The 8,188-nt window shown below is 38.9% G+C and carries 3 protein-coding genes; all 3 read left to right on the top strand.

Annotated elements, in window-relative coordinates; all coding sequences use genetic code 11:
- The first annotated feature begins 34 nt into the window (after window positions 1-34).
- Window positions 35-7,066: a cell surface protein SprA gene (sprA, locus tag ACMA47_RS22725; RefSeq protein WP_413931607.1), complete on the top strand. Its 7,032-nt coding sequence runs from the start codon at window positions 35-37 to the stop codon at window positions 7,064-7,066.
- A 105-nt stretch (window positions 7,067-7,171) separates the two neighbouring features.
- Window positions 7,172-7,549, top strand: a complete 378-nt coding sequence (gcvH, locus tag ACMA47_RS22730; RefSeq protein WP_034695881.1) for a glycine cleavage system protein GcvH — start codon at window positions 7,172-7,174, stop codon at window positions 7,547-7,549.
- Window positions 7,550-7,574: 25 nt separating this feature from the next.
- The gene (locus ACMA47_RS22735; RefSeq protein ID WP_076596928.1) at window positions 7,575-7,901 is read left to right on the top strand and encodes a VanZ family protein; all 327 of its coding nucleotides are present in this window, start codon (window positions 7,575-7,577) and stop codon (window positions 7,899-7,901) included.
- Window positions 7,902-8,188 lie beyond the last annotated feature (287 nt).

Raw genomic sequence — 8,188 nt, forward strand, 5'->3', positions numbered from 1 at the left:
TCTTAACATATTTTTGTTCCTGTCGTTCCTGTGTATGTCTGTCAGTGCTTTTGCACAGGCACAGAAAGATACAGCGATCATAAGAAAACAATATGAAGTGGCTGACCCTACGAGGTATGAAGCCTATTACGACATAAAAACCGGGATGTACTATGTGTATCCCAAAATCGGAAATACCATTACAGGTCCTCCCACAGCCATGTCTCCGGAAGAGTATAAAGAATATATGCTTGCCAGCCAGACCAGAGCTTACTATAAGGACAAATCTGATAAGTACAATCTCCTTTTCAGAAAAGATAAATCAGATGCGAGGAGAAAAGGACTTATCCCTTCTGTGATGATCAATAACAGGCTTTTTGAAACCATTTTCGGAGGTAACAAAATTGAAATCATCCCTTCAGGATATGCATCCTTGGATTTTGCAGGACTTTACCAGAAAATAGATAACCCAATGATCCTGCCCCAAAACAGGACCAGTTTTACCTTTGATATTGACCAGAGAATTCAGCTTGGATTATTAGGGAAAGTAGGGGAAAACCTTCAGTTAAAGGCCAATTATGATACCCAGAGTGGTTTTGCTTTTGAAAACAGAATGAACCTTGTCTGGCAGGCAAAAGGAAGCTGGAAAGATCTTCAGAGTAAAGGTCTTGGAAATGTAGATAAACCCAATGAGGGAGGAGAAGATAAAATCATCAAAAGAGTTGAATTTGGTAACGTAAACATGCCGCTTTCAACCAGTCTTATCCGTGGTTCCCAATCACTATTCGGGGTGAAAACAGAATTCCAGTTAGGAAAAACATTTGGAACAGTAGTCCTTTCCCAGCAACAGGGAGAGGCCCGTAATATTGTAGTACAGGGAGGTGGTGTGATGAATAATTTTAAAGTCAATGCCATTGACTATGAAGAAAACCAACACTTCTTTTTAGGACATTATTTCCTGAACAAATATGATGATGCTTTGCTTAATTATCCACAGATCAACTCAACCATCAATATTACCAGAATGGAAGTTTGGGTACTTGATCAGGGGAACAGTAATCTGGCTTATCAGAAAAGTATTATCGGGATCAGAGATCTTGGTGAAGGCCCTGGTGGAGTTACTCTACCGGATAACTCTCTGAACGGTCTTTATGATGCTGTTTCATCCGTAGCAGGAAGCAGAGAAGCAGGGAAAAACTATGGGACTATTTTCCAGGGACAGGTACTTCCTGGTGATCCCACTCCTTATGATAACGGAGAACAATTCATATACAATACAAAAGCAAGAAAGCTGAACAGTAATGAATTTACCTTCCAGCCACAGTTGGGATATATTTCATTAAATCAGAAGCTTAATGATCAGCAGCTTTTAGCCGTTTCCTACTCATATACTGTGAACGGAAGCAATAAAGTATACAAAGTAGGGGAGTTTTCTGAAGAAAGCCCGGTATTGATCACCAAAGTATTGAGAGTAAACAATAAGGTGAACACGCAGTCTCCAATGTGGGATCTGATGATGAAGAACGTTTATTCTATAGATGCAGGACAGGTATCTCCTGATGGCTTTATCCTTAACGTATATTACAGAGATCCAAAAACAGGAGGTAAAGTAAATTATCTTCCGGATACTCCTGTGAAAGATCAGAACTTACTAAAATTATTCAACTGGGACCGTCTCAATATGAACGGCGATATCCAGAATAATAAAGACGGAAGTAAAGGAGATGGTATTTTTGACTTTGTTAATGGGATTACCATCAGACCTGAAACAGGAAGAGTTATCTTTACTAAAGTACAGCCCTTCGGTAAATTTCTGGAATCAAAATTAGGGACAAGTGATCCTCAATATGTTTTTCAGGATCTTTATACCAAACAAAAACAACAGGCGATCTCCAGTAACCTTTCCCAGAGGTATACAATGGAAGGCCGTTATAAAGGTGTTCAGGGTCAAGGTATATCTTTAGGAGCAGTAAACGTTCCTCAGGGATCAGTAAAAGTGGCTGCAAACGGGGTACAGCTTACAGAAGGAGTTGACTATACGGTAGACTACATGCTTGGTACGGTTACGATCATTAATGAAAATATAAAACAGTCCGGACAGGCCATCAATATTTCACTGGAAAACCAGTTGACATTTAATACCCAGAGAAAAAGATTCTTAGGATTAAATTTAGAAAGAAGATTCAGTGAAAACTTTATCTTAGGAGGAACGGTGATCAATTACTCAGAATCTCCACTGACCCAGAAAGTAAACTTCGGACAGGAAGCGGTAAACAATACGATGGCAGGGATCAACTTGATGTATAACAATCAGGCTCCTTACCTTACAAGATTGACCAACAAACTTCCTATGGTAAAAACGGAAGCTCCTTCCAACTTAAACTTTAAGATGGAAGCCGCATACTTATTACCTGGATTGAATAAAGGAACAAACAATCAGTCTTACATTGACGACTTTGAACAGACAACTTCTAAAATATCCTTAAAAGAACCGGCAGCATGGAGTCTTGCTTCAAAACCGGAAAAAAATACATTGCCGCCATTTAACACAGTTCCGGCAAATGATGATATTACAAGCGGATATGGAAGAGGATTATTAACATGGTATAATATCGACCCTAGATTCTGGGGAGTTGGAGGAAAAGCTCCTTCAGGAATTACACCACAGTCCGTATCCAACCACGCTTCCAGAAGAGTACAATATTCTGAGATCTATAACAACAGAGATTTCGTAGCAGGAGAACAAACCTTCACGAATACTTTCGATATTTCATATTTCCCTAAAGAAAAAGGACCATACAACGTAAACCCATTAGCAGAACAGGCACAAAGCAGATGGGCAGGGATTATGAGATCCATCAGTGTTCCGAACTTTGTTACTTCAAACATTGAATACGTTGAATTCTGGATGATGGACCCTTATGCAGATGGTAAAACTCTGGGTACTGATCCAAAACTTTTGCTTCACTTAGGAAACGTTTCTGAAGATGTTCTGAAAGATGGAAAAATGCAGTATGAAAATGGACTTCCAACTCCAGGTAATCCATCTTCTACAACGAATTCAAACTGGGGAACTCAGCCAAAACAGCCACCAATTTTATATGCATTCTCTACAGAAGGAGATGAAAGAAAAATACAGGATGCCGGATATGATGGTCTTACTTCTGATCAGGAAGCAATGAGATTTGGAAATACATTTGTAAACCCGGTAACCAATATTGTTGACCCTGCAGTGGATGACTTCGTATTCTATCTTTCTGATAAATTTACAGGAAGCCAGGCTGCCTCTGTTGTAGAACGATACAAATATTTCAGAAACCCTGAAGGAAACTCAGAAGCAAACTCTCTGAATGTAGCTTCCCAAACTCCGGATGCGGAAGATATCAACAAAGATTATAACCTGGATCAGACTGAAAACTATAACCAATATGTTATAAAGCTTGACCAACCAAGTTTGTCACTTGGGTCAAACAATATTGTAGATGTAAAAACTGTAAAAGCAACTTTCCAGAACGGACAGAGTTCAGATGTTAAATGGTATTTGTTCAGAATTCCTGTGGCGAATTATGATCCAGCTGAAGGAACACACGAAGATGCAGTATTGAATAACGTAAGATTTGCAAGATTGATGCTGGCAGGATTTGATCAGACCTCTACTCTGAGATTCGGAACAATGGATCTTGTAAGATCAGACTGGAGAAAATATACCAGTAAAATTGCCAGTGTAAATGTTCCTAATTCCGACGAAGGAACGGGAACTGTGACAGATCCAAACTTTGAAATAGGAAGTGTAAATATTGAAGAAAATGCATTGAACCAACCTCCATATGTATTGCCTCCGGGAATTGACAGACAGGTATTGAGTGGAAATGCAGGAGCGCAGAGACAGAATGAAGCGTCACTTTACATGAAAGTGAAAGATCTTAAAACTGAGGCAAGAGGAGTATTCAAAAATACAACGTTGGATATGAGAAGATACAAAAAGCTGAAGCTGTTTGTACACGCTCACGATCCATTGAACAGAGTGATTGGATTGGATGAGAATACCAAATTCTTTATTCGTTTCGGAAGCGATGCCACTGATAACTATTATGAGTATGAATCATCTTTAAGAATGACTCCTACTACAGCTACTGCTCCTATGGAGATATGGCCAATGGAAAATGAAGTTGATTTTGATGTTCAGAACTTTGTAGATGCTAAAATCAGAAGAGACAAATCAGGTGTTGCTATTACGAATAGAACCGTTGACACAGGATATCAGGAACCTTATAAAAATATTTATATCAAAGGTAGACCAAGTTTAGGAAATATTACCACCATTATGATTGGGGTAAGAAATGCAGATCCAAGAACAAACTCTACCATAACAAGGGTTCTTTGGGTTAACGAAATCCGTCTTTCTGAAATTGAGAATGATGGTGGATATGCAGGAAATGCCAGCTTAAACTTCAATATGGGAGACCTGGCAACAGTGAATGCCAATGCCTCTTATACCTCAGTTGGTTTCGGAAATATCGATTCAAAACCTGCGGAAAGAACACAATCTACTCAGTCGGCATTCAGTATCAATACTGCGATCAATGTAGATAAATTCCTTCCGGAAAAAACAGGGGTAAAGATTCCTTTAAATTATTCTTACTCGCAGACTATTGAAGATCCAAAGTACAACCCTCTGGATACCGACGTGGAATTCAATAAAGCTCCAAACAAAGATCAATTGAAAAAGGTAGCGAGAACCTATACTCAACAGAGAAGTATAGGTGTCGTTAACATGCACAAAGAAAGAGTAAATCCAAATAAAAAACCTAAGTTTTATGATATCGAAAACGTATCAGTAACTGCTGTTTATAACGATGACTATTTCAGAGACATCTATACCAAAAGAAATTACAGACAGTATCTGAGAGGGTATATTGATTATAACTACACGTTTAAACCGTGGGTACTGAAACCTTTCAATAAGATGATCAGTGATACGGCGAAATCTACAAAGTATCTGAGATGGGTGAAGGAATTCAATATTAATCCAATTCCTACAAGAATATCTTTCAGAACTGAAATCGACAGAAATTATAACGAACTTGAGTTCAGAAATGTGGAAGCAATCCTGAACGGAGACATGAATAATAATTTTGATGCTATCAGAAACAGAAACTTCTTCTTTGGATGGCAATATGGACTAGGATTCAATTTCACGAAATCATTAAAACTGGAAATCAACTCCGCAACCAGAACGTTGAATGACAATCTGGACGTAAACTCGATGGATAGTAAATCCATTTTCGGAAATGTATTCAGAGCCGGAAGACCGGTATTGTATAATCACAGAGCACAGTTGAATTATAAACTGCCGTTCCAGTATCTGCCTTATCTGGATTTCATTGATGCAGAAGTAGGATACGGATTTACCTACAACTGGGCTGCAAGATCTACTTCGTTGACTGGATTTGTAGATCCTAATACGAACCAGACAGCAAGTTTAGGATCTGTTGGACAGAATACCAATGTTATTCAGGCAACTGCTTCTGCAGATCTTCCTAAGTTCTTTGGCCAGTTTAATTATTTCAAAAATATTAATGCCAAACTTCAGAAGCGCAGACAGGAGATGGACTCTCTGAACAATGTGTATGCGAAGCAGTGGGAGAAAAACAGATACAGATACAAAAAATATAAATTTAAAAATAAACTTACCCCACTTCAAAGTGCAGCATTCTTACTGACCTCTTTCAAACAGTTAAACGTAAGTTATAACGAAACGAATGGAACAGTACTTCCAGGGTTAATATCAGCGCCAAACTGGTATGGATCCGGACAGACATTAGGAGGTCCGACGCTAGGATTCCTTCTAGGTTCTCAGGCAGATATCAGAAGAACCGTAATGGAAAACGGATGGGTGAGTGGTTCCAATTATATGACGGATCCATACGTAAGAATGTCTACCAAAGAATTGAGAGCAGACTTACAGGTGATGCCGATGAATGATCTAAGAGTTGACCTTAATGTGTTGCATACCTTCAACAGTAACTTCTCCCATACAGGATTTAACTATACTAATGGTGGGGTTCCTGATCCGGACTTTACATTCGCCAGCGAAATGACAACATATTCCAATACGACAATGCTTCTTAGTACATCGTTTAAAGATGGACAGGCCGTTTATCAGGCGATCAGAGAAAATGCAAGAGCGCTTTCTCAACAGTTGGGAGGTCCTGGAGCAGTATTGGATAATAACGGATTTGCTCAGCACTATAGCATTGGAAATGCCTATGTATTGATTCCAGCCTTTAGAGCTGCGATGGAAGGGAAATCTGTGACGCCTATGGGTAATCCTAAAAAAGCGGGATTCCCATTGCCAAACTGGAGAATTACCTATTCCGGATTAAAAAATATCCCAATGATCAGTGGGCAGTTCACGAAGTTTGATATCTTACATGCCTATACTGCTACGTATACGGCAACAGGTATTCAAAGCAATGTAGACTATCACGGCAACCCGAACGGATATTATCAGACAGTGGATAATGCAGGGAATGTAGTCAAAAACGCAGGAGATAAGATCAATCCATATACATTCGCACAGGTTGGATATGTAGAATCTTTCTCACCACTTATCGGAGTAGATGTTACCATGAGAAACAATATGCAGTTCGGAATACAGTACAACAGAACCAGAATGATGGTACTGGGATTAGTCAACCAGACTCTTACCGAAGATGCCAATACAGAATATGTAGTAAGACTTGGTTATATTGTCAGAAACTTCAGATTGGGAACAGCCAATATCAGAGGAAGAGGAACAAGAGGAAAAGGAAGTGACCTAAATATCCGAGGTGATATTTCATTAAGAGACAGTAAAACATCCATTATGAATATCCTGTTGAATGATGCTCAGGTTACGGGAGGACAAAGATTAATGAATATTAAACTTTCCGCAGACTACAATGTTTCCGAGAATCTGAATCTGAGAGTATTCTACGAACAGATGACCTCAAAATATAAGATCTCCACAGCATTCCCGCTGTCTACGGTCAGAGCAGGTATCTCAGCCACATTTACATTCGGTGAATCCGGAGGTGGATTCTAAAAATAATACAAACATAAAAGTCCTTCATTTGAAGGACTTTTTTTATATCCAATATTTGAAGCTACTATATTTTTGAATACATTTGTACAAAATAAAAATTTAAAAATGAACACACCATCAGAATTAAAGTACACGAAAGATCACGAATGGATCAAGATCGAAGGTAACGTTGCTACAATCGGTATTACAGACTTCGCACAAGGAGAACTTGGAGATATCGTTTACGTTGATGTAGATACTGTAGATGATGATCTTAATGGAGGAGACGTTTTCGGAAGTGTAGAAGCAGTAAAAACTGTTTCAGATCTATTCTTACCTATCGCAGGAAAGGTTATTGAGTTTAATTCAGAATTAGAAGATCAGCCTGAACTGTTAAATACAGATCCTTATGGAGACGGATGGATCATCAAATTGGAAATTGCTGATGGGGCAGATCAGTCAGAGTTACTTTCTGCGGATGATTATAAAGCGATCATTGGATAAGATTTCAAAAATATTTAGTAAGATACTGCCCATTTATTGGGCATTTCTTACTTATATGCTTCTCAAGCCAGGAGAAGAAAATCATGAATATTGGTTCATGTTCAGCGGTATCGACAAGGTATTGCATCTTAGTATATTTGCCGCCTTGGGTTTCTCTTTCATTGCTGCATTCCCCAAAATAAAATTCTCTTACTTTTTTCAGATCATCCTTCTCTATGCCTTCCTCACCGAAATTCTACAGGAAGAAATGGGACTGGGCAGATCTATGGAAACTTTAGACATCGTAGCAGATACCATTGGATGCTTATTAGGATACTATACCTATAAGTTATTAATCAAACGTTTCTTTTAACCTTTGAATTCTGCCAGGATTTCAATTCATCTAGTAGCCTGATATCTCTAGCACTCTTAACTCTTCCACTCAGAAACTCTATTACTCACCAACTCTCTCACACTCAAACCCTCAAACTCTCCAACCTAATTAGGAGCTAATTCCTGCTATCCATTTTTACTCCTCGCGCCAGCGCACTCCCACGCTCCAACCCACCCAGTATCCAACCCAAGCTGCGGGGTAACCATTTCTATCAGGGCTAGGGAAGGAGTTGTAAATGATGAATGATGAGTTATGAATTATAAATT

The sequence above is a fragment of the Chryseobacterium sp. T20 genome, from assembly GCF_047345655.1.
Lineage (GTDB): Bacteria > Bacteroidota > Bacteroidia > Flavobacteriales > Weeksellaceae > Chryseobacterium.

Coding starts and splice junctions, on each gene's coding strand:
- sprA (WP_413931607.1), top strand. CDS start 35: ATGTCTGTCAGTGCTTTTGCACAGGCACAGAAAGATACAGCGATCATA.
- gcvH (WP_034695881.1), top strand. CDS start 7,172: ATGAACACACCATCAGAATTAAAGTACACGAAAGATCACGAATGGATC.